The sequence below is a fragment of the Paenibacillus segetis genome, from assembly GCF_014639155.1.
GTDB lineage: Bacteria > Bacillota > Bacilli > Paenibacillales > Paenibacillaceae > Fontibacillus > Fontibacillus segetis.
In genome coordinates this window covers 1-20,849 of sequence record NZ_BMFT01000004.1, presented here as the reverse complement: position 1 = coordinate 20,849, position 20,849 = coordinate 1, and the positions used below count along the sequence as shown (strand labels likewise).

General features: G+C 44.9%; 22 protein-coding genes and 8 tRNA genes. 2 read left to right on the top strand and 28 right to left on the bottom strand.

Annotation, left to right across the window (positions count from 1 at the left end; translation table 11 throughout):
• Positions 1-50: 50 nt before the first annotated feature.
• From IEW05_RS21065 to IEW05_RS21010, 12 genes are all read right to left on the bottom strand, one after another.
• Positions 51-1,277 (bottom strand): aminopeptidase, encoded by a 1,227-nt coding sequence (locus IEW05_RS21065; RefSeq protein WP_188541837.1) that lies wholly within the window; start codon positions 1,275-1,277, stop codon positions 51-53.
• Positions 1,278-1,360: 83 nt separating this feature from the next.
• Positions 1,361-2,308 carry a ribose-phosphate diphosphokinase gene (locus IEW05_RS21060; RefSeq protein ID WP_188541836.1) on the bottom strand — a complete coding sequence of 316 codons (948 nt, stop codon included), beginning with the start codon at positions 2,306-2,308 and terminating at the stop codon, positions 1,361-1,363.
• Positions 2,309-2,343: 35 nt separating this feature from the next.
• Positions 2,344-3,171: a histidinol-phosphatase HisJ gene (gene hisJ / locus IEW05_RS21055; RefSeq protein WP_188541835.1), complete on the bottom strand. Its 828-nt coding sequence runs from the start codon at positions 3,169-3,171 to the stop codon at positions 2,344-2,346.
• Positions 3,172-3,188: 17 nt separating this feature from the next.
• Positions 3,189-3,884, bottom strand: coding sequence for a bifunctional phosphoribosyl-AMP cyclohydrolase/phosphoribosyl-ATP diphosphatase HisIE (gene hisIE, locus IEW05_RS21050; protein WP_188541834.1), 696 nt, complete (start codon positions 3,882-3,884; stop codon positions 3,189-3,191).
• Positions 3,881-4,639, bottom strand: coding sequence for an imidazole glycerol phosphate synthase subunit HisF (hisF, locus tag IEW05_RS21045; RefSeq protein ID WP_188541833.1), 759 nt, complete (start codon positions 4,637-4,639; stop codon positions 3,881-3,883). Before hisF ends, hisIE begins: the two co-directional genes overlap by 4 nt.
• Before the next feature lie 23 nt (positions 4,640-4,662).
• Positions 4,663-5,400: a 1-(5-phosphoribosyl)-5-[(5-phosphoribosylamino)methylideneamino]imidazole-4-carboxamide isomerase gene (hisA, locus tag IEW05_RS21040; protein WP_188541832.1), complete on the bottom strand. Its 738-nt coding sequence runs from the start codon at positions 5,398-5,400 to the stop codon at positions 4,663-4,665.
• A 70-nt stretch (positions 5,401-5,470) separates the two neighbouring features.
• Complete coding sequence (gene hisH, locus IEW05_RS21035) at positions 5,471-6,100, bottom strand: imidazole glycerol phosphate synthase subunit HisH (protein WP_188541831.1); 630 nt, start codon at positions 6,098-6,100, stop codon at positions 5,471-5,473.
• 4 nt (positions 6,101-6,104) lie between these two features.
• Complete coding sequence (gene hisB, locus IEW05_RS21030; RefSeq protein ID WP_188541830.1) at positions 6,105-6,716, bottom strand: imidazoleglycerol-phosphate dehydratase HisB; 612 nt, start codon at positions 6,714-6,716, stop codon at positions 6,105-6,107.
• Positions 6,703-8,013 carry a histidinol dehydrogenase gene (gene hisD / locus IEW05_RS21025; protein WP_188541829.1) on the bottom strand — a complete coding sequence of 437 codons (1,311 nt, stop codon included), beginning with the start codon at positions 8,011-8,013 and terminating at the stop codon, positions 6,703-6,705. Before hisD ends, hisB begins: the two co-directional genes overlap by 14 nt.
• Positions 8,010-8,648: an ATP phosphoribosyltransferase gene (gene hisG / locus IEW05_RS21020; protein WP_188541828.1), complete on the bottom strand. Its 639-nt coding sequence runs from the start codon at positions 8,646-8,648 to the stop codon at positions 8,010-8,012. The genes hisD and hisG overlap by 4 nt, the downstream gene beginning before the upstream one ends.
• A gap of 3 nt (positions 8,649-8,651) precedes the next feature.
• Complete coding sequence (locus IEW05_RS21015) at positions 8,652-9,857, bottom strand: ATP phosphoribosyltransferase regulatory subunit (protein ID WP_188541827.1); 1,206 nt, start codon at positions 9,855-9,857, stop codon at positions 8,652-8,654.
• A 265-nt stretch (positions 9,858-10,122) separates the two neighbouring features.
• Positions 10,123-11,340 carry an acyltransferase gene (locus IEW05_RS21010; protein ID WP_188541826.1) on the bottom strand — a complete coding sequence of 406 codons (1,218 nt, stop codon included), beginning with the start codon at positions 11,338-11,340 and terminating at the stop codon, positions 10,123-10,125.
• A 186-nt stretch (positions 11,341-11,526) separates the two neighbouring features.
• On the opposite strand from IEW05_RS21010, the gene IEW05_RS21005 reads away from it, so the two are divergent.
• Together IEW05_RS21005 and IEW05_RS21000 are read left to right on the top strand one after the other, a co-directional pair.
• Positions 11,527-12,051 (top strand): sigma-70 family RNA polymerase sigma factor, encoded by a 525-nt coding sequence (locus IEW05_RS21005; protein WP_188541825.1) that lies wholly within the window; start codon positions 11,527-11,529, stop codon positions 12,049-12,051.
• On the top strand, positions 12,044-13,426 hold the full coding sequence (locus tag IEW05_RS21000) for a DUF4179 domain-containing protein (RefSeq protein WP_188541824.1): 1,383 nt from the start codon (positions 12,044-12,046) through the stop codon (positions 13,424-13,426). The genes IEW05_RS21005 and IEW05_RS21000 overlap by 8 nt, the downstream gene beginning before the upstream one ends.
• A gap of 77 nt (positions 13,427-13,503) precedes the next feature.
• Here IEW05_RS21000 and IEW05_RS20995 read toward each other — a convergent pair whose 3' ends face one another.
• The 16 genes from IEW05_RS20995 to IEW05_RS20920 all read right to left on the bottom strand — a co-directional run bounded on the left by IEW05_RS20995 (position 13,504) and on the right by IEW05_RS20920 (position 20,733).
• Complete coding sequence (locus IEW05_RS20995) at positions 13,504-13,824, bottom strand: carboxymuconolactone decarboxylase family protein (RefSeq protein ID WP_188541823.1); 321 nt, start codon at positions 13,822-13,824, stop codon at positions 13,504-13,506.
• A gap of 114 nt (positions 13,825-13,938) precedes the next feature.
• Positions 13,939-14,457: an acyltransferase gene (locus IEW05_RS20990; RefSeq protein ID WP_188541822.1), complete on the bottom strand. Its 519-nt coding sequence runs from the start codon at positions 14,455-14,457 to the stop codon at positions 13,939-13,941.
• Positions 14,454-15,107: a pyrophosphatase PpaX gene (gene ppaX / locus IEW05_RS20985; RefSeq protein ID WP_188541821.1), complete on the bottom strand. Its 654-nt coding sequence runs from the start codon at positions 15,105-15,107 to the stop codon at positions 14,454-14,456. The genes IEW05_RS20990 and ppaX overlap by 4 nt, the downstream gene beginning before the upstream one ends.
• Before the next feature lie 17 nt (positions 15,108-15,124).
• On the bottom strand, positions 15,125-16,138 hold the full coding sequence (lgt, locus tag IEW05_RS20980) for a prolipoprotein diacylglyceryl transferase (RefSeq protein ID WP_188541820.1): 1,014 nt from the start codon (positions 16,136-16,138) through the stop codon (positions 15,125-15,127).
• An 11-nt stretch (positions 16,139-16,149) separates the two neighbouring features.
• A complete protein-coding gene (gene hprK / locus IEW05_RS20975) occupies positions 16,150-17,091 on the bottom strand; it encodes an HPr(Ser) kinase/phosphatase (RefSeq protein WP_188541819.1) in 942 nt (313 codons plus the stop codon).
• The gene (locus tag IEW05_RS20970; RefSeq protein ID WP_188541818.1) at positions 17,084-17,278 is read right to left on the bottom strand and encodes a hypothetical protein; all 195 of its coding nucleotides are present in this window, start codon (positions 17,276-17,278) and stop codon (positions 17,084-17,086) included. The genes hprK and IEW05_RS20970 overlap by 8 nt, the downstream gene beginning before the upstream one ends.
• 48 nt (positions 17,279-17,326) lie before the next feature.
• A complete protein-coding gene (locus tag IEW05_RS20965; RefSeq protein ID WP_188541817.1) occupies positions 17,327-18,445 on the bottom strand; it encodes an ABC transporter ATP-binding protein in 1,119 nt (372 codons plus the stop codon).
• A 126-nt stretch (positions 18,446-18,571) separates the two neighbouring features.
• On the bottom strand, positions 18,572-19,672 hold the full coding sequence (locus tag IEW05_RS20960) for a PucR family transcriptional regulator (RefSeq protein WP_188541816.1): 1,101 nt from the start codon (positions 19,670-19,672) through the stop codon (positions 18,572-18,574).
• Positions 19,673-19,841: 169 nt separating this feature from the next.
• Positions 19,842-19,914 (bottom strand) — tRNA-Lys (locus IEW05_RS20955).
• Positions 19,915-19,929: 15 nt separating this feature from the next.
• Positions 19,930-20,014 (bottom strand) — tRNA-Tyr (locus IEW05_RS20950).
• Positions 20,015-20,060: 46 nt separating this feature from the next.
• Positions 20,061-20,133, bottom strand: a tRNA-Phe gene (locus tag IEW05_RS20945).
• A gap of 79 nt (positions 20,134-20,212) precedes the next feature.
• A tRNA-Asp gene (locus IEW05_RS20940) sits at positions 20,213-20,289 on the bottom strand.
• Between the two features lie 29 nt (positions 20,290-20,318).
• Positions 20,319-20,394: transfer RNA gene (locus IEW05_RS20935), tRNA-Thr, on the bottom strand.
• 42 nt (positions 20,395-20,436) lie between these two features.
• Positions 20,437-20,512 (bottom strand) — tRNA-Val (locus IEW05_RS20930).
• A 7-nt stretch (positions 20,513-20,519) separates the two neighbouring features.
• Positions 20,520-20,596: transfer RNA gene (locus IEW05_RS20925), tRNA-Met, on the bottom strand.
• 45 nt (positions 20,597-20,641) lie between these two features.
• Positions 20,642-20,733 (bottom strand) — tRNA-Ser (locus tag IEW05_RS20920).
• Positions 20,734-20,849: the final 116 nt, after the last annotated feature.

The following is a 20,849-nucleotide window of genomic DNA, read 5'->3' as shown; positions in this document are numbered from 1 at the left end:
GGCGGCGAGGACTGGCTCCTCCTTGTGTGACAGAATCATAACACCTAATATTAAATTACCCACTGCCCTTTTATCATTATAGGTTCTTCTTCACCAACATTTGTAACACCATAAACTACCATTTCCTTGTTGCCAATCATGAAATCCTGATGTATTGAAGAATGATTCATACCACGTTCTTTTCTTTCTTCAAGGCTCATGATATTGCCATCTTCTATATTGTCTATGTAAGCTTGACCAAGAGCCAAATGACTCGCCGCATTCTCATCAAATAACGTATTTTTAAATAAGACACCTGTTTTCTCAATGGGTGAATCAATAGAAACCAGCGCAACTTCTCCTAAACGTTTAGCTCCAGAATCTGATTCTAGTAACGACTTAATAATGTCTGGCTGATCACTTTCATACTCCACTACTTCCCCATCTTTGAATACCAACTTCAATGTTTTCACTATCCTACCGAAAATGTTTAGCGGTTTCGTCATAGTAACATATCCGTTTACTTCAAATGCATTTGGCATCGTCCAGACTTCTTCAACGGGCATATTGGACATAAACACTTCGCCTGAAATGGTTTTATCCGAGCCACCATTCCACACGTGACCTCGAGTAAGTCCTACTGTTAAATCCGTCTGCTTACTTACAAAATGCAATTTGGAATATCTTTTTTGATTCAAATACGCTTGATACTGTTTTAAATGAGCATCGTGTTGTATCCACGCCTCTTTAGGATGTTCCATAGTAACACGTGTTGCTATAAAGATATTCTCCCATAAAAGGGATAAGGCCTCTTCTTCAGGTAAGGTTTCGAAAACAGCTTTTGCCCAGTCTCTTGATGCCGCAGCTGCCACAACCCATTTCGTGTGATTTTCCATGCCGTATCTCATCGTTGCTTGCATAGCTTGTGAGCGAGCTTTATTAATTCTTCCCACTCGATCGCTCTCTACTTCTTGTAACAGGTTTGTATGGGGAGATACTAACGACAATTGCAAAAAACCTTCTTTATACAAATTCAGTTTAAAATCGGCCACTACAGATGGGAACTCATCTAAATAGTCATCATGCACATCGTGGTACCTTGCCAAATTCATTTCATCATCTTGAAAATCATATACAATATGAGAGGCTCCCATTTGATACGCTCTTTTGACGATCAATCGAACTAATTCGAGATTGTGCGAATCAAATTTAATTTGAATATTCTCTCCTCGTTTGAGATTCAAGCCCACACTTAAGATCAAGTCAGCATATTTAGCTAACTTCTCCTGAAAAGTCATCTAAACACTCCCTTTAGCTCTCCAGTTATATGATGACTTGTTTGATTATCCATATCCAGATTTCTTATTTACCCAATAATGTATTAAATCCCTCGATCCTTAAACAAGGCAGCGATAGATCCGCCCTCCATAATAAACTGCGTTGCCTGCGCCAGCATAGGAGCAACAGACAATACTTTGAATCTGGAAGAATGAATTTCTGGTAACGCAATAGAATCTGTCGTGACCACTTCCCGAATATTAGGATGATCCAGTCTCTCTAGAGCATCATCAGAGAATAACCCATGTGTTGCACAGACAAATGAATCCTCCGCCCCCCGCTCTTTGAGTGCCTCAACTACGTTGATAATCGTGGAACCGGTATCAATTAGATCTTCAATAATGATCGGTGTATGACCCGCCACATCCCCGATGACATGCGTAATGGAAGACTCATTGTGAGCGGTGCGCTTCTTGATCATGATGGCGAATGGTGAGTCTAGACCACTTGCCAGCTTCTCAGCCATGGAGGCCCTTCCTGCATCCGGTGATACGACGACAGGATTACGAATATCCTTAGATTTCAAATAATCCGTCATGAGATCGAGTGCGGTGAGATGGTCTACTGGAATGTTAAAGAATCCCTGAATGGCTGGAGCATGTAGATCAATTGTCACTACCCGGCTTGCACCAGCAGTCGTCAGCACATCGGCTAACATTTTAGCGGAAATAGGTTCCCTTGGAGCCGACTTGCGCTCCTGACGAGCATAACCGTAATAAGGCATAATAATGTTAACCGTCCGTGCTGAGGCTCGTTTCGCAGCATCAATCATGACCAGCAACTCTACAAATAGCTCATTGATCGGATGAGAGAGTGATTGCACGATGAATACATCGGAGTTGCGAATGCTCTCTTCATAGTGCACGTAAATCTCACCGCTTTTGAAGCGTGATAACTTCACTTGCCCAGGCTCAACACCTAACCGCCTACAAATTTGCCCTGCTAACTTCGGATTCGACGAGCCGGAAAAGATTCGCAGCTTGGATTCCATAACATCCTCCCACAATCGTATAGTAAATTACGTTATCAGTTATTCACGAGCGGAATCATCGTTCGTTTCCGACCTTGAAAAGTGGCTAACTCGGTCACCCCAATTTCATGCAGCATCTTGCGAGCTACATCCAAATTATCACCCAACTTGAGCGGATCATGGGCATCAGAACCAACGGTTAGTGGTATTCTAAGTTCCAGAGCCGATTCCAAGATTCGGCGGCTTGGAAAAGATTCCGCACAAGGCTTAGACCATCCCGAGGCATTTAGTTCCATCGCCACTCCTGCACCAGCAATTGCTGTTAGCACACTATTCTCTAATTGAATAACCTCATTACCCCGCACAGGATCTGGCTTATGACCAAAACGCTTGATCACATCTAGATGCCCCATAATATCGTAGAACCCAGTCTTTGCGGCCTTTTGTACAGCATCATAATATCGTTGGTACACGGCAAAAATGTCCTGCCCTTCCCAATGATGCACCTGGCGAAAGTCCGAAACGTCCCATTCTCCTAAGAAATGAACCGAACCAATGACATAATCCCATGGATAGCTCTGCACGATGGCTTCAATCTCAGATTCCCAACCCTCGATATAATCGCCCTCCAGACCAAGTCTCACGTCGATTTGACCGCGATACTTCTCCTTCAGTTCCAGAACTTCCTCCACATAACGTGGGAGTTCCTCTTTGGCCATCGCCATTTCCGGATAATATGTAGCTGGATCAACATGTAACAAGGGCATATGGTCTGATAAGCCGATTTGCGCCAATCCGATCTCAATGCCCCGCCGTACATAATCCTCCAGATTGCCCACGGCATGCCCACAGCGTGCATGATGAGTGTGATAATCGATTAACATCGTCGTTTCACCTCGTCCTAATCACGGCGCGGACGTTCATGACGCCGCTCCAATTCCTGCATGATTTCATCCAATGATAATCCACGTTCTCTTAATAGCACTAATAAGTGATAGATCAAGTCACTTACCTCATACCGTAGCTCATCATTATCGCCATTTTTAGCTGCAATAATCGACTCAGCGGTCTCTTCACCTACTTTTTTAAGGATTTTATCTAGACCCTTTTCAAATAAATAGGTCGTATAAGCACCTTCTGGACGACTCTCATAACGCTCTGCAATCAATTGCTCTAGTTCGGTGAGCACCATAAAACGATCGCTCTGACTCGGCGATTTGGGTGACTTCTCTTGACCCGTCGCCATTGCCACCGTACGGAAAAAGCAGCTTTCTGCTCCTGTATGACAAGCTGGGCCTTTTGGATCTACTACGAACAGCAATGTATCTGCATCACAGTCATATGACATCGAGATAATCTGTTGTGTATTACCTGAAGTTGCCCCCTTGTTCCACAGCTCCGCACGAGAACGACTCCAGAACCAAGTTTGCCCTGTTTCTACCGATTTACCCAGCGATTCACGATTCACATAGGCAAGCGTGAGCACTTCCTTGGTATCTGCATCCTGTACGATTGCCGGAACCAAACCATTCTCATCCCATTTAATACTGTTCACAAGCTCTTCAAACGGAAGTGATAATTCTAATGACTGACTCATCGTATTTCAACCCCTTTGGATTTTAGACCCTGTTTCAAATCGGGTATCGCAATCTCTTTATAATGAAAAATAGTCGCTGCCAATGCAGCGTCTGCCTGACCTTCTGTAAATACATCGTAAAAGTCTGACGTCTTCCCTGCTCCACCTGATGCGATAACCGGAATTCCTACGGTACTACTTACCGCCTTCGTCAGCGGCAGATCGAAACCATCCTTTGTTCCGTCAGCATCCATGCTCGTCAGAAGAATCTCTCCTGCGCCGCGCGATTCCGCCTCTTTCACCCAAGTCAAAGCTCGAATGCCCGTCGGCTTCCGTCCACCATGGGTATATACTTCCCATTCGCCCCAAATTTCATTGTATTTGGCATCAACTGCAACCACAATGCATTGGGAACCAAACCGCCGTGCTCCATCACTAATCAAATCTGGATTTAGTACCGCCGCCGTATTAATGCCAATCTTATCTGCTCCTGCACGCAGGATACGCTTCATATCGTCTACCCCAGAAATGCCGCCGCCTACCGTAAAGGGAATCGCAATTTCTCCTGCCGTTTGCTTCACGACCTCAATCATCGTCGCCCGGCCTTCATTTGAAGCCGAAATGTCGAGAAACACAAGCTCATCTGCACCCTCACGATCATACAGCGCTGCCAGTTCAACCGGATCGCCAGCATCACGCAGATTGACGAAATTCACGCCTTTCACAACCCGCCCATCTTTTACATCCAAACAGGGGATAATTCGCTTAGCTAGCATGAACATCGACTTCCTTTCATCATCTATAGTTTCGAGGTAGCACTAATCGCTTGAGCTAGTTCGATATTGCCTGTGTAAAGAGCTTTGCCGACAATCGCACCACCAACACCTTGATTTGCATGTGCTGCAAGACTTAGCAAATCATCTTGAACTGTAACACCACCGGAGGCGATAACGGTCCGACCGGATGCCTTGGCAAGTGCAACAATTGCATCCACGTTTGGTCCCTGCATCATACCATCACGAGAAATATCGGTGAAAATAAACGTTTCAGCACCTTTAGCAGCAAGCTGCTTAGCCAATTCCTCTGCCTTAACCTCCGAAGTCTCAAGCCATCCACGAGTAGCTACATAACCATTCCGTGCATCAATGCCAATGGCGACTTTATCCCCGTAGGTAGCTAGTACACTCTCAGTAAACTCCACATCTTCAATCGCTGCTGTACCAATAATTACGCGGCTAACGCCAAGAGATAACAGGCGCTGAACATCTTCGAATGTCCGCAATCCACCGCCCACTTGCACAGGCACCTGCACGCTGCGAGCAATCTGTCCAATTAATTCATCATTAACAGGGTGGCCTGCTTTTGCTCCATCCAGATCCACTAAGTGGATATAACTTCCGCCTTGAGCTTCCCATGACTTTGCCACCTCGAGCGGATTATCATTATAAACGGTCTCACGGCCATAATCGCCCTGAACCAGTCGTACACATTTTCCTCCCCGGATATCAATCGCAGGGTAAATTACGAATGAAGACATGATTGCTTTCCTCCCGCTCTAATTAATCGATTCTGCATATAAGCTCATAAGCCCAATACTTCTCTTCTAGTCAGTTCCGTTCCCCACGACCCTCAGCTAGCGAGAGAAAATTGCCGAGCAGCGCCATACCAAGCTCGCTGCTCTTCTCGGGATGGAACTGCATACCGAATACGTTACCTCGGCCGACAATAGCTGTCACCGGTCGACCGTAATCGGTCACGGCTAGTAGATCATCTCCGCGTTCTGGCAGCACATGATAGGAATGGACAAAGTATACGTGTCCTTCCGTAAGTCCCGCCAGAAGTGGACTATCCGGCTGCTTGAACTCCAGCCGGTTCCAGCCCATGTGCGGCACCTTATAATCGCCGCCTTGAAACCGAACCACACGGCCCGGTAGAATGCCGAGGCCCGTGTTTAGGCCGTGCTCCTCACTCTCGTCGAAGAGCAGCTGCATGCCAAGGCAAATGCCAAGCAGCGGCTTACCGCTTGCCGCCGCTTGCTTCACTACCGCGTCCAGTCCGGTTTCGCGCAGATGCTTCATCGCATCGCCGAAGGCGCCAACGCCTGGCAACACGACGCCACCCGCCTCCAGAATCTCCCGCTCATCTCCGGTCACGATACCTTCAAATCCTAAACGCTCGACGGCCTTGCCAACGCTGTGCAAGTTGCCCATTCCGTAATCAACGATGGCTATGCCCACAGCTCTATAGCACTCCCTTCGTCGACGGCACACCGCTTACGCGCGGGTCTATACTCGTCGCTTCATCAAGCGCACGCCCAAGTGCCTTAAACACCGCTTCGACCATATGGTGCGTGTTCTGCCCGTAGTGCACAATAACATGTAGCGTAATCCGTGCTTCTAGCGCCAGCTTCCACAGGAATTCTTGGACAAGTTGCACATCAAAGCTGCCAACTCGGTCCGAAGGATACTCCGCACGATATTCGAAGTGTGGGCGATTGCTGACATCAATAACGACCTGAGCTAATGCTTCATCCATCGGAATAAAGACACTAGCGTAACGTTTGATTCCTCTTTTATCACCCAACGCTTCATGTATACATTGTCCAAGACAAATACCGATATCCTCAACCGTATGATGGTCATCGATTTCAATATCCCCATGCGCCTCAACCGACAGATCAAATTGACCATGCTTCGTAAACAGGTCTAGCATATGATTCAGAAATGGTACATCCGTCTCGAGTGAAGATTTCCCCGTACCATCTACCGCAAATTGCAGCTTGATATCCGTCTCATTGGTTTTGCGACTAATATCCGCTTTACGCGCTTGTACTTCCCCGTTACTTGTCGTCATTGCTTGTTCCCGCCTTTCCTTCTTTGCGAAGTCGAATTTCTATCGCCCGTGCGTGGCCTTCCAGCCCTTCTTTACGCGCAAGCTCCATAATGGTCTCACCGTTCTCTAATAGTGCTTCCTTACTGTAGTAAATCAGACTTGATTTTTTGATAAAATCATCTACATCAACTGGCGATGAGAATCGCGCCGTTCCATTGGTGGGAATAATATGGTTGGGTCCTGCAAAATAATCGCCTACAGGTTCCGAGCTATACGGTCCAAGGAATATCGCTCCCGCATTCTGAATCATTCCGAGATAACCCATGGGGTTCTCTACAATTAATTCAAAATGTTCAGGTGCCAGCCGATTGATCACATCGATGCCTTCTTCTATTGAATTGACGAGGAGAATTACGCCGTAATTCTCAATCGAAGCTCCGGCAATATCTTTCCGCGGCAGTTCTGACAATTGTCGTTCTACTTCTCCTTGGCATGCCTTAGCAAAATCCGGTGAGGTTGTCACCAAAATAGCAGAGGCCATCTCATCATGTTCCGCCTGAGATAGTAGATCGGCTGCAACATATGCAGGATCTGCGCTATCATCTGCCAAGATGGCGATCTCGCTTGGTCCAGCGATACTATCGATATCCACTACTCCATAAACTTCACGTTTAGCTAGAGCAACGTAAATATTGCCTGGACCGCAGATTTTATCTACAGGATTTATGCTCTCTGTACCATAGGCGAGTGCCGCAATAGCCTGCGCCCCGCCGACTCGGTAAATCTCCGTTACCCCAGCCTCAGCTGCAGCGACAAGAATATAAGGGTCTATCCCCTCTTGCCCTCCTGTTGCTGGTGGTGTCACCATAACAATCTCCGGCACACCTGCCACCTGCGCAGGAATTACATTCATCAATACAGAAGAAGGATACGATGCCTTCCCGCCTGGTACGTACACACCCACCCGATTAAGAGGACGAATAATTTGCCCTAATAGACTGCCGTCAGGCTGTACATCCATCCATGAATTTCGTTTCTGTCTCGCGTGAAAAGCGCGAATATTAGTAGCCGCTGCTGAAATAGCGCTCACGAATGACGGTTCCACACGTTCGTAAGCCGCTTGCAGTTCCTCTTGCGTAACCCGAAGGGCACCCGCTTCCAGCTTTGTTCTATCAAACTCTTCTGTATAACGAAGGAGCCCTACATCACCTTCCTGCTTCACAGCCGCCACGATTTGCTTAACCGCTTCGTTCTGTTCAGGAGATCCATATTCTACTTCTCGGCGTAGATCATAATCCTCTGCCGCAACGATTCTCATAATTGCATGCCTCCTTGTATCACCCGGCTTAAGGCATCACATACCGCTTGGATTTCTCCATTCTTCATGCGATAGCTGACACGGTTGGCGACCAAGCGACTTGTGATTTCAAAGATACTTTCCATCTCGACCAGACCGTTCTCACGCAATGTCTGGCCCGTCTCTACCATATCAACAATCCGATCAGCCAACCCAATAAGAGGTGCCAATTCGATTGATCCATTTAGCTTGATTACCTCAACTTGTTGTCCTTGTTCACGGAAATATTGCGAAGCCACATTGGGATACTTTGTCGCCACACGTTGATGAATGCCTGGCTTCCAATCTGGCAACCCAATCACTGACATACGACAGCGAGCGATGCCCAAATCAAGCAATTCATATACATCTCGGTTCTCTTCCAATAGCACGTCTTTTCCAACAACACCGATATCAGCTACCCCATATTCCACATAGGTAGGAACGTCTACTGGCTTAGCCATAATAAATTCCATGCCGATCTCCGGAAGTGGAATGACTAGTTTTCGTGATTCATCCACATCGACCGGAATTTGTAGTCCGGCAGCGCGGAATAACTCCGAAGCCTTTTTATAAATACGCCCTTTAGGCATGGCAACTTTAATAATTTCCCCCACGGTTCAGTCCCCCCCTACAAAGCTGATGATCTCACCATAGGCTGGCCCGAGTGGCCCCTTACGGGATTCTTGACCTACCGCATCACTGACCAAATCGAAAGGTCCATCACAATGCTTCATTACTACACTTCGCCCTTCGCCACGCAGTCTCTTAGCCTCAGCAAACGCTATTTTTCGATGAGCCACATCATACTGTACAAGAATTGGGAGCGCAGAATTAACTTGAATCCCATTAACGCCGTCTAAGATCCGGTTCGTCTTCAAGGAGAACCCCGTTGCCGGAGCTGGACGACCAAATTGCTGAAGTAAATTATCATAACGCCCCCCACTGCAAACGGGGAATCCTAGTTCAGCTGCATAACCTTCAAATGTCATTCCTGTATAGTAAGAGAAATCTCCAATCATCGTTAGATCGATCATCACATGCTCAGCAACGCCGTAATCCTCCAAAGCGTCCCACACTTGACTGAGATGCTCCACTGAAGCCTTAGCTAGTGTGTTCTGACTAAGCGAAAGCGCTTGAGAACAGATCTCTTTGCCCCCGCGAAGCCGAAGAATTCCCTCTAACTCTTCCCGTTGTTCCGTCGACAGGGAAAGCTGTGTCAACGTCTCACGATATCCAACATAGTCGCGATGCAATAATCCATCCTTAAGGGCTTCCCGAATATCTTCTCTCCCGGGAACCGCATCCTCCAGTAACCCATTCAGAAATCCCACATGTCCCAGCGCGATTTTGAACGATGTGACACCGGCGGCTTGCAGCGAAGCTACAGCAAGTGCAACTACCTCAGCATCCGCTTCGGGCGAGTCGTCTCCAACAAGCTCTACACCCGTTTGGAAAAATTCAGCTTCCCGACCCGCTTCTTCTTCGATCGCGCGAAACACATTCGCATGGTAAGACAGTCGAAGTGGCAATGGCTCCTCCCTGAGTAGAGATGATACGACTCGCGCAATCGGAGCCGTCATATCCGAACGCAGAACCATCGAGGTTCCCCGGTTATTGAGTAACTTGAACAGCTTATGATCAGACGTGGAGCTAGCTACCCCTACCGTCTCGTAATATTCCATCGTTGGTGTCATAATTTGGCAGTAACCCCAGCCAGCCATACAATCCAGAACACTACGTTCGATCGCCCGGAGTTTCTCCACCGCATAAGGAAGATAGTCGCGTACGCCGGACGGTTTTTCAAATCCTTTAGGTTTCGACAAGACCTTCACCTCTCAACATTTACTTTAGTAAATTAAAGTGCTACCATACTACCAAATTAAAGAATATGGGATATCTTATCATACTTTTTCATCAACCGTCAACGCGCTTAACCTTGTCTCTTTACTAACAATTTGCGGTCCAAAATGGAATAAGCTAGGCTCGTACTATTAGTATAGTGGTAAAATCTGTACATGTCATGAGGTCATCTTTATTTACCGAAATCACAAAAAAACCGGCTTGATATCCAAGCCGGAAGTTACAACTTTACATATTAGAAGGAATCGATTGCTTCTGATTGGAGTCTGTTCCCGCCGGACTTTTCTTCTTTCGCAAAGAGGAAGGAACACTGCCTAGGAACAAAGATGCAAATGGCAGTCGTTTGAAACAGAATTGCACAAAAATCCATGATATACCTATGGCACACAGCGATCCACCCACAATAAAAGCTAAATAGCGTAGGGACTCACCAGGAAGATACACATAATTTCTTATCTTACGATAATATAGCAGCACGATCGGATGGAACAAATACATTGCAAATGATACCTCTCCCATACGAGTGAAAAATTTAACCCAAAATGTCGATGCTTTACGATGAATAATGAAAGCAGCCTTCATTAACACAATAGCCGAGAACAGCGTATGCACATTCCATAACAATTCGAACCAGAACGTATTAGGCTTACTTAAGCCTAGACGATAGGAGTACCACAGTTGAACATGTACAAAAGCAATGATCAACCAACAGGACCAGAGAGCTACGGTATACAACTTATAGCGTTTGGACATCTTTTTCCAGTCCGTCTTCAACCAACCCTTGATCTGTTCAAAATAAATAGCAAAGGCGGCACCCATCATGTAGTAAGCCATATAAGATAACGCGTAGCTTCCTTTATTGGGAAGTTGCAGTTGATATTTGTTCAAGAATACGAAGCCCCACTGCAGCGCAAGCCCCAGCGGCAGAATAAGAGCTAACAACACTTTGTGCTTACGGAATGATTGAAATAACCACAATAATAGCGGAAACAAGATATAGAATTGAATACTAATAAAGACGAAATATAGATGAGTATACGCTGTGCCCGTCAGTAGCTTAAAACCGAGAGTTTGTAAATGATCCAGAATCGGTGTCGAGCGCAGAATTCCACGTTCATAAGCAACAACCGCATAGTAACAACAAGAGACCAATATGTACGGCAATATGATATAGGTTAGCCGCTTTTTGTAAAATTTACGAACCAGCGCTCCATTTACCGGTTGATCAAAGTAATTATAGAATAAGACAAAACTACTAAGAAAAATAAAAGACGGTGTACCTACTTTAAAGAAAATGTTCATCCAATTGTAAAAATAAAAATAGGGTGAATTCAACGCTTGCTCCGCAGCGGCAAACGAAGATGAATGAACCTGAATGACACAGAAGATCGCGAATGCTCTAAACAGATCTAACTGAGGCAATCGTTCCTTCATAATCCTATTCACTTAACCAGCTCCTTGCAGTTTGATAGTAACATATTTATTATCTCCTAATAATTAGGAACTTGTCCACTTTGCCATCTTTCTTATCTCATTATACTTAAAATAAAACCGTTTGCGCCTCCCCCCCGTCTTTATTCATATATAACGAATTCAGTCACCGATAAGGTTACACAGAAAGGAGCCCGAGCAATGATAGAGAGAGATTGGGCCGATGCTGCATGCAAAGGAGACGAGGACGCCTTTTATCATTTAATAACCACACATAAGAGGAAACTGTATGGGATTGCCTTTAGTTATTTAAAGAATGAGGCTGATGCTTTGGAAGTCGTTCAAGAGACGATATGTCGAGCTTGGAGTAAATGTCATCAACTCAAAGATCCCGAGTCCTTTATACCATGGCTTATCCGTATTCTAATTAACTGTAGTATCGATGAACAGAAGCGTCGGAAAAGAGTTGCTCCACAAACAGTAGAGACTTCCACAGGTACAGCGGAAATGGTTAGTGTCCAACGTTTGGATTTAGAGATAGCTCTCGAACGACTAAAACCCAAATACCGTCATGTTCTTACTTTAAAATATTATCAAGACATGACGCTGACCGATATAGCCAAAGTCCTTGACTGCCCGGAAGGCACCGTCAAAACCTGGTTGCATCAAGGTCTAAAACAAATTCGGGGACAAATGGATTATGGAGGTGAACGTTACTATGGCTGAACGCGAAGAGCTCGACCTCGTGCAACTCTTTGAGCATAGTCGAATCGCTGAACAACAAGTAGATGAGCACAAACTCGATCTCGCACTACAGAAAGGAATGGAGCGTGGTCGAATGAAACGAAAAAGTACTCTCCTTAAACGAAGATGGGGAATCCCTGCCGGCGTTCTGGCTTACTGCCTCCTACTAATTGCTGTTTGGCAGTTCTGGAGCCCAATTACGCACAAGGATACTGTCCTTGGAAGCCAGATAGATATACCCGATTATGTCGCCGATATGCTTACACTAGAGATGAAAGAAGCCGTTAAGCATGGATTGTATCAGCCCATGAATCAAATGGTTACACATGGCGGTTATAAGGTGACTATCGACGGTGTGCTCGCTGATAACAACACCATGGTTGTATTCTACACCTCGGAGTACTTACCAGGAAATGTGCCGATTCGCACCAAAAATCCAAACTTTGTAGATAAAGAGGGAAAGTCTTTAGAGGCAGGGATTTATTTATATGATCCACAGGAGAATCCTCCGGGAAGTCCGACTAATACGGAACACGGTCACTATGTACTTGAGTTCTACGATGGCCATACACCTGAACAATTTACTTTTTCCGGAAAATGGGGTATTGGTGAGCAATCCGATGACAAACGGGTGCAATTTGATATCCCTGTCAAGTTAGATCCTAATATCTATACCAGCCTAGAAAAGAACTTTGAAGTGAACCAAAAGGCTTCAATTAGCGGTCATGAGATCACGATAACTGAAGCAACGATTAGACCACTCAGCACAACCATCAGGATCCAATATAACCATTTGTCTAATAAAAAAATACAAAGTTATCTCACCCCTCAGTTATATATTAGAGGTCAGTCAGGAAACCAAACGTTAGACTCAAAGGGAGCAAGCTTCAGCACAATTAATGGAGAAGATCTCATTACTTCGATGTACTTTCCAAGCCTATATTACACCAAATGGGATGATCTTTCTTTTCTAGTCTCTGGCATTGAAGAATCGATCGGAAAGGACTTGAAGCTCGTTATTGATACAGAAACAAAGAAGCTGATTAGCGCACCAGATGCTATGGTAGAGCTGCTAAATGTTATTCCCGGTAAAGACTCAACCGACCTCCAATTAAAAGTTTATAGAGAAGAACCTAATGAACACACTACACTCAATCTGAACTATGAATTTACGGATGCTGACGGTACAACACATTCCTTTAAAGGTGGACGATCAAGTACATTTTCAAGTAATGACAATTTTGAAAAAGCCACCTACCAACTAGAGCCGGGGAGCTATCCTCAACCACTAACCTTTGATATTTCAACTTACCCTGGGAAAATAATCAAAGAGAACGTACGCGTTAAGCTTAAGTAAGTAGACGACGGCTAATAGTTACGCATAGAAAAGAACGGATCGTCCACCCCGGAACGATCCGTTCTTCAATTTAATCATTATAATTCGTCATACGCCTTGATAGCTACCGGCAACCCTTGGATCACGGCATTCCCGACCGCAGGAAGTCCCACCAATATAGCGCTAATGACCTCTTCTCGCGTTGCTCCAAGCGACTTGGCATGCTTCACATGAAAAGGAAGACCACTTTCCATCCGCGTAGCTGCGAGAACAGCAATATACGCAAGCTCTTCGGTTTTGGGGTCTAATTTACTGGCAGCACCCAACTTCTGCACGGTTTCCATCCAAATTTGTTGCTGTTCCGGCGCTTCTTTGATGAAGGTGTGAAATGCATTACTAACCGTAGACATGTCACTCATTTCAAAAGACTCCTTTAAGAGGTAGTTCAAAAAGTCATCTAACTTCATTCAACCTTCTCGGTGCTGAAAAGCTAACTTTTTGAACACGTAATTTATTGAAATAAACTTCACCAATTAATTTTCGCTATCAATGGGTCTGTTTCCTTCTGGCGTATTACGCTCCAGTACACGTAATGGGTTGCCACCCACAAACGTACCGGGTGCCACATCCCTATGTACAACAGAACCCGCTGCTACTACCGCACCGTCCCCTATCGTTATCCCTGGTAAAATTGTAGAATTGGCCCCAATCATTACTTCTGAGCCAATATTCACTTCACCAAGTCGATACTCTTTGATCAGGTACTCGTGCGCAAGAATCGTTGTGTTATATCCAATTACCGAATTACGGCCAACCGTAATTAATTCGGGAAAAAATACATCGACCATCACCATCAGGCCGAAGGCGGTATGCTCCCCAACCCTCATGCCTAGAATATGACGGTAAATCCAGTTTTTAATGGACAACACCGGACAATAACGTGCGATCTGGATAAAGATGAAGTTCTTTACACCTTTCCAAGGACTCACGGTACGATACAATTGCCACAAAGCGTTAGGGCCTTCAACTGGATAACGCTGCACTTTTCTCACTTCTTCTCAAGCTCCCATCCCAACACACCATACAGATCGGTCATGTCATTTAGGATATAATCCGGGTTGTACTTCTGCAGCACATCCACACCTTTGAGAGACCAAGCCACAGCAGCCGAACTCACACCGGCCGCATTCGCGGATTGAATATCCGCCGCACTATCACCTACCATAAGTGTGCGCTCTGGATCAGCCTTCAATCTATCCAGCGCCGTTAGGACTGGTTCAGGATGCGGCTTCGGATGCTCAACATCATTTACCGTAACAATCGTATCCATATATTGAAGTAACCCGAACATTTCCAATGCCTTCAAAGTACTAGGCCGAATCTTCGTCGTCACCACACCAAGTTTAATCCCACGTTCATGCAATGTAGCTATAACCTCTTTTACATGAGGGAATTCCCTTACCAATGCATCATGATGTATCGAGTTAAACGCACGGTAGTCTAGCTCCATTTGCTTAATATCTTCAAGTCCAGTGAAAGTTTGAAGCTGATGCTCCAAAGTTGTTCCCATATGCGGAATGATCTGTTCCCGGGTAAGTTGCTGCTTCATATGCTTATCTAGAACATGTTGAAAGCTGGAAATGATCAATTCGTTTGTGTTAACAATTGTTCCATCAAGATCAAATAACACCGTGTCTATCATTACAATATTTGCTCCTTTTATTCTGTCTTATCTGGATGCTCTGGACTCGTGTCTTTTGCTGATGCAGCGGCTTTCTCCTGCGTAACCTCGCCTGGTAGACTGTCCATGTAACTAGCTTTCGTCGAAATAATCGGATCACTATAACGAGGAAGATTCGGAATCATTTTACGCCGAAGTATCATACTAACAATAGCAATAATTATGATGAAAATCGGTAGTAACTGAGATATTCTAATATTACCGTATGCTGGATCCAGTGCCCCTTGCTCAAATCCAAGCCAAGTCATCGGAGTCCATAAACCATTAATGAACGAAGCAAGCCAATCCGGTCCCTGAAACGCCAAGCTATCTGTACGTACAGCCTCGATAAAGAAGCGCCCGATAGAGTAAAGAATAAAATAGGAGAAGAATAGTTCTCCTGCACGCAAAGATTTCCTTCTTCTTAAAATAAACAGAACAATAAGAACTCCTAGACTCCATAAAGACTCATACAGGAATGTTGGATGATGGAATGTACCCTCTACATTCATTTGGTTGACGATAAATGAAGGCAGATGCAGCGTATCCCTTAGGAAACTCTCTGTTGTCGGACCACCATAAGCTTCCTGATTAATAAAGTTACCCCAACGTCCAATCATTTGACCAACAATTAGACCCGGTGCACAAATATCTGCAATACGCCAGAAATTATAACCCCGGCGACGAACTAAGATGACCGCACTTATGATCGCACCAATTAGTGCGCCATAAATAGCGATGCCACCTTCCCAAATTTTAAATACCTTCCACAAATCGTTCTTATATTCGTCCCACATAAAAGCGACATAATAAATTCTCGCCGCCACAATCGCCGATGGGGCACCAATCAACAGTACATCCATGAAGAATTCCTGAGGAATACCGAACCGTTTGCCTTCCCGAATAGCAAGCAGCAAACCAACTAACGCGCCGACTCCCAAAATCAAGCCGTACCAACGTACGCTCAAACTACCAATTGAGAAAACAATCGGATTCAACAACAAAGTTCCCATCGTTCACACTCCTAATCCAAATCGTCAATATCTTCCGCAATCGTCTCCGTCAGCTTCGTAGTAAATTGAAGCGCTGCGTTATATCCCATCCGTTTCAGACGGAAATTCATCGCAGCTACTTCGATAATAACAGCAAGGTTCCGTCCAGGCCGGACTGGAATCGTAGCCAGTGGCACATCTGTATCAATGATACGCGTCGTTTCTTCATCAAGACCTAAACGATCATATTGCTTCTCTTGCTGCCATGCTTCCAGCTTCACGACTAGCGAGATCCGTTTATTGTTACGAATTGCGCCCGCTCCAAAGAGTGTCATCACGTTAATAATGCCGACCCCGCGGATTTCAAGTAGGTGACGAATCAATTCCGGTGCCGTACCATGCAATTGGTTGTCCGATGTCTGACGAATTTCTACTGCATCATCGGCAATCAATCGGTGACCCCGCTTTACGAGTTCTAAGGCTGTCTCACTCTTCCCGATGCCGCTTGTACCGGTAATTAACATACCAACACCATATACATCCACGAGTACACCATGGATTGTCGCCGTAGGTGCCAGCTTCCGTTCCAGGAAGCTCGTAATCCGGCTGGAAAGAATGGTTGTCGCCATACTACTTCGCAGAATAGGAATATGATTCTCAGCACTAATATCAATCAGTTCCTGAGGTACTTCCCAAGATCTTGTCACAATAATACAAGGTGTCTCTTCACTGCTACATAGGCGCGTCATCCGATCCTTACGTACTTCAGGAGGAAGCATTTCAAAGAAAGCAAGCTCCGTTTTCCCTAAAATTTGTACGCGTTCTGGTGGATGATACTCAAAATAACCGGCCATTTCCAGACCTGGTCTGTATAGATCATCTACCGTGATCGGCCGCTTCAAGCCCTCTTCTCCAGAGACAACTTCAAGTCCAAATTGGTTAACCATTTCCGATACCTTCACTTTTTTAACCATGATGTTCTCCCTTCCCCAAACTACTAATCATCTGGATCACTTCAATAATGATATTGAAATTATTCATAACTCCAGAAATGTACCTGCGGATATTATGTAAAATATGTTCGCTATCTCCATACTTTAATTCAATGTATTCATCGTAAATGAAAACGCAGCGTAAATCAATCACGCCCGCTGAACTCATACTAAAAAACCGCCCCGAAGGGCGGTTTCGGATTAATCGTTATTACGATTAACTGAAGAATACATTCAATTCGGACTCTTTATCAAAGATATGAACTTTGTTCATATCGATAGCAAGCTTCACGTTGTCACCTTCACGAGTGTTAGAACGTCCGTCTACACGAGCGATCAATGGAGATGTGTTGTTCAAGTACAACAACATTTCATGACCCAAGTTCTCAGTTACATCAACAGATGCAGTGAAGATACTGTTAGGGGAACCTTCCAAGAAGATTGGCTCTTCATGAATATCTTCTGGACGAATACCCATGATCACTTCTTTACCACCTACGTAGCCTTTATCTTTCAAGATAACAGCTTTGCCTTGTGGAACCTCAACTTTGATAAGATCGGATTGGAAGAAGATAGCGCCATTTTGTTCTACAATTGTACCATTAACAAAGTTCATCGTAGGGGAACCAATAAATCCAGCTACGAAAATGTTATTTGGTTGGTTGTAAAGTTCTTCTGGAGAAGCAGCTTGTTGAATGATACCGTCTTGCATAACTACGATACGGTCACCCATTGTCATAGCTTCTGTTTGGTCATGCGTTACATAGATACAAGTAGTTTCCAAACGTTTAACCAATTTTGTGATTTCCGCACGCATTTGACCACGAAGTTTAGCATCCAAGTTGGAAAGAGGCTCATCCATAAGGAAGACTTGTGGATCACGGACAATCGCACGACCCAAGGCAACCCGTTGACGTTGACCACCGGAAAGAGCTTTTGGTTTACGATCAAGCAAGTGAGTGATATCAAGAATTTTCGCTGCTTCGCGAACGCGTTGATCGATTTCTTCTTTCTTAACTTTACGAAGTTTCAAACCAAACGCCATGTTTTGATATACGTTCATATGTGGGTACAACGCGTAAGATTGGAATACCATCGCGATATCACGATCTTTAGGAGCTACGTCATTTACGACGCGATCGCCGATATACAATTTACCTTCAGAAATTTCTTCAAGACCAGCGATCATACGAAGAGTTGTGGATTTACCGCAACCGGAAGGACCAACCAATACGAGAAATTCTTTGTCTTGAATATCAAGGTTAACGTCAATTACAGTTGCTTTGTCTGAACCTGCATATTTTTTGTAGATGTGTTCTAATTTTACTCCAGCCATTTGTTTTTCCTCCTAGGGATAATGTATTTAAAATAAGATCTATACCAAATGTAATCGTATACAATTTCTATATTCATATTAACCTAAAGCACCAATAGTCTACTACCCACAAAATGCACAAAAATATTAGACCTTTTTTGTCACTTTGTACAATAGCAATCCCAATTGAACGAGAACAGCATCTCGAAAGCTCCGAACATCAAGCCCCGTCTCTTGTTTGAACTTATCCAATCTGTACAATAACGTATTTCTATGGATATACAATCTCTTTGCCGTCTCACTTACATTACAGTCCAATTCAAAAAACGTTTCAATTGTCGTTACGGTCTCTTCATCATGTAATAAGCTAGTATCGTTACCGCTCTCTTCTATGAAGCGATTCCGTTCTAGATCAGATATGCTGTACACAAGCCGCTCTAATTGAAGCTCCCATGGAAGATGTACGTGCTCGGTTACACGGAATGCTCGTCCAAGCTTAAGTGTTTCACGCAAAATGAGAACCGTCTGCGTCAATTGTTGATCAGTAATGAGCTGACTAGCTACTGACACATAGAACCCGCTGCCGCCCCACTCGCTCGTAATGAGCTCATACAGACCTTGGCACAGTGCGCTAAGCATCTCCCGTTCCGCTTCAGTACCTTCCTCGCTTTCTTCACGAAGATCAACAAGTAATCGCTCGCTAACCAAAATAAGCCATTCCTCTTTTAACGTGGCTAACATGACCTCTCCGCCAAAATAACTGCGCAATAGCTTATTCAATTTGGAGAATTGAATACTATGTCCTGATCCCATCTCACAGGATAGTAGAAAAGGAAGCATGGTTCCATTCAGACGATACTTTCCAATCAATTGCTCTGGAACCGGGCTATGAAGTTCACCTTGCTGAATTCTCTCCTCAACCCATTCACCTAACTGGATGCTTCGAATTTCATCGTCTCTTTTTGTGGAAAGAGCTGGCTTCATACCTTCAAGAGCCGCTGTTAGTAAGAGCATAATCAGCTTGGCTTCTTTCTCTGTCACGCGAGCTGCCTCCGCCTCAATCAACTGAACACTTGAAGAGCGGGACTGCCATAACCAAAGAAACCGATCGTTCAACTGAATATATCCAGCGTGTACAGGATTTGCTTCCTCCATCAGTTGATGCCAAGACTGAATGTCCATTTCTGACAGAGTTAAAGGAACTCCGACAACTTCTTCAATTTGTTGTTTTAGCGTGTCAATATTCATCGCGAGCGCCTTTCCCTAACCTAACGTATTTTTAGCTAAACAAGTTTATTTTATCATAACATGTCGTAAACAACATTTCTTCTTCAGCTATTACTTGCACAATCCACTTCTTCCCTAGTATGTGAGTATGCAAAAAAGCCGCTAACCCTAAGGTTAACGACTTCTATGATGAGCCATGAAGGACTCGAACCTTCGACACCCTGATTAAAAGTCAGGTGCTCTACCAACTGAGCTAATGGCTCTTATTAAAATAAGAATGGTGGAGGCTGATGGATTCGAACCACCGAACTCGAAGAGAGCAGATTTACAGTCTGCCGTGTTTAGCCACTTCACTAAGCCTCCGGATTGATGTCTGCTTCAAATCGCGATGATTTGATTGACATAAAAGTGGCTCGGGACGGAATCGAACCGCCGACACGAGGATTTTCAGTCCTCTGCTCTACCGACTGAGCTACCGAGCCATATGTAATTGGTCAAAAAAATAAAGTGGAACAGTTGTTAACCTTCCCACTTTCTTGTGGAAACATGTGTTGTAAAAAATGGCGGAGTCGACGGGATTCGAACCCGCGGTCTCCTGCGTGACAGGCAGGCATGTTAGGCCTCTACACCACGACTCCGCAGTATTATGTGTAGTTCAGATAAAGAATGGTGCCGGCGAGAGGACTTGAACCCCCAACCTACTGATTACAAGTCAGTTGCTCTACCAGTTGAGCTACACCGGCAAGTGTAAGGTCTTCATGAGATATGAAGCAGGTAAAAAATTATGGTGGAGGCTGAGGGGTTCGAACCCCCGACCCTCTGCTTGTAAGGCAGATGCTCTCCCAGCTGAGCTAAGCCTCCAGGAATATGGTAGCGGCGAAGGGGATCGAACCCCCGACCTCACGGGTATGAACCGTACGCTCTAGCCAGCTGAGCTACACCGCCACATTAAAAGTATATATCTTATTTACAGCAATAAGCTTGTACTAATGGCGGAGAGAGAGGGATTCGAACCCTCGCACCGCTTACGCAGTCTAACCCCTTAGCAGAGGGTCCCCTTATAGCCACTTGGGTATCTCTCCAAGCTATAATACCAAGGTTTAATCCTTGAAAACTGGATACGAAATTCATTGTGTGTAGTGTGTAATCGCCTATGCTTACGATACAATCGTAAAGCTTTAGGATAAGCCCTCGACCG

Excerpts from the sequence above, each read along its gene's own strand:
- IEW05_RS21065 (WP_188541837.1), bottom strand. The coding sequence starts at position 1,277 with ATGACTTTTCAGGAGAAGTTAGCTAAATATGCTGACTTGATCTTAAGT.
- IEW05_RS21060 (WP_188541836.1), bottom strand. The coding sequence starts at position 2,308 with ATGGAATCCAAGCTGCGAATCTTTTCCGGCTCGTCGAATCCGAAGTTA.
- hisJ (WP_188541835.1), bottom strand. The coding sequence starts at position 3,171 with ATGTTAATCGATTATCACACTCATCATGCACGCTGTGGGCATGCCGTG.
- hisIE (WP_188541834.1), bottom strand. The coding sequence starts at position 3,884 with ATGAGTCAGTCATTAGAATTATCACTTCCGTTTGAAGAGCTTGTGAAC.
- hisF (WP_188541833.1), bottom strand. The coding sequence starts at position 4,639 with ATGCTAGCTAAGCGAATTATCCCCTGTTTGGATGTAAAAGATGGGCGG.
- hisA (WP_188541832.1), bottom strand. The coding sequence starts at position 5,400 with ATGTCTTCATTCGTAATTTACCCTGCGATTGATATCCGGGGAGGAAAA.
- hisB (WP_188541830.1), bottom strand. The coding sequence starts at position 6,716 with ATGACGACAAGTAACGGGGAAGTACAAGCGCGTAAAGCGGATATTAGT.
- hisD (WP_188541829.1), bottom strand. The coding sequence starts at position 8,013 with ATGAGAATCGTTGCGGCAGAGGATTATGATCTACGCCGAGAAGTAGAA.
- IEW05_RS21005 (WP_188541825.1), top strand. The coding sequence starts at position 11,527 with ATGATAGAGAGAGATTGGGCCGATGCTGCATGCAAAGGAGACGAGGAC.
- IEW05_RS21000 (WP_188541824.1), top strand. The coding sequence starts at position 12,044 with ATGGCTGAACGCGAAGAGCTCGACCTCGTGCAACTCTTTGAGCATAGT.
- IEW05_RS20995 (WP_188541823.1), bottom strand. The coding sequence starts at position 13,824 with ATGAGTGACATGTCTACGGTTAGTAATGCATTTCACACCTTCATCAAA.
- ppaX (WP_188541821.1), bottom strand. The coding sequence starts at position 15,107 with ATGATAGACACGGTGTTATTTGATCTTGATGGAACAATTGTTAACACA.
- lgt (WP_188541820.1), bottom strand. The coding sequence starts at position 16,138 with ATGGGAACTTTGTTGTTGAATCCGATTGTTTTCTCAATTGGTAGTTTG.
- hprK (WP_188541819.1), bottom strand. The coding sequence starts at position 17,091 with ATGGTTAAAAAAGTGAAGGTATCGGAAATGGTTAACCAATTTGGACTT.
- IEW05_RS20970 (WP_188541818.1), bottom strand. The coding sequence starts at position 17,278 with ATGAGTTCAGCGGGCGTGATTGATTTACGCTGCGTTTTCATTTACGAT.
- IEW05_RS20965 (WP_188541817.1), bottom strand. The coding sequence starts at position 18,445 with ATGGCTGGAGTAAAATTAGAACACATCTACAAAAAATATGCAGGTTCA.
- IEW05_RS20960 (WP_188541816.1), bottom strand. The coding sequence starts at position 19,672 with ATGAATATTGACACGCTAAAACAACAAATTGAAGAAGTTGTCGGAGTT.